Below are 699 nucleotides of genomic sequence, written 5' to 3'. Positions count from 1 at the left end.
CTGAACTAAAGGTAAACGACGATTATGCAAATACTGTATAAGTTGTCATAGTTTCGCCTTTTTTTGCATGAAAAAAGGAGGCCCGCACTTAAGCTGACACCTCCTCTTTATACAAGTAGATTCAAATTATCCAGTTTAACTCATTTTTATAATTACTTCTGCGGTTTCATATGCATCGGTTTGACGAACATCCAGTAGGTAATTCGACGCTTCCTCGTATAAAGGAATTCGTCGTTCATACTTGGCAGCCATCTGACTTTTACTATTAGCATTGACTAAGGGGCGGTCATTGTTACCGTGACCACCACGATTAATCCGTTGCCACGAGGTTTCAAAGGTATCTTGTAAGTAGAAAACCTTATCTTGTTGGGCTAGCAGTTGGCGGCACTCAGCCGTTTCCACAATACCACCACCGGTTGAAATCACTAGAGCAGCATTTTCTTCAGCCTGTAGTAATTCCGTCAAGATTTGAAACTCCAATAATCTAAAACCTGATTCTCCAATTTGATCAAAGATTTCTGCAATCGTCTGACCTCGACGGGCCTCGATATAGAAGTCCATGTCCACAAATGGGACCCCTAACTTGTTGGCCAAAATGCGCCCGACTGTTGACTTTCCGACACCCATAAATCCTGTTAATATGATTGGCATCCTTTGATCGACCTTCCATTTCCAATTGGGTGACTTACGCGCTTAAAG

General features: G+C 42.2%; 1 protein-coding gene. It reads right to left on the bottom strand.

Annotated elements, in window-relative coordinates:
- Positions 1-135 precede the first annotated feature (135 nt).
- Entirely contained in the window at positions 136-651 is a 516-nt protein-coding gene (locus tag ACRCJ0_RS17690; RefSeq protein WP_420085656.1) for a shikimate kinase, read from the bottom strand.
- Positions 652-699: the final 48 nt, after the last annotated feature.

The organism is Aerococcus sp. L_32 (assembly GCF_050689315.1).
The sequence above is the reverse complement of the archived record's forward strand: the minus strand, read 5'-3'. Positions and strand labels throughout refer to the sequence as shown.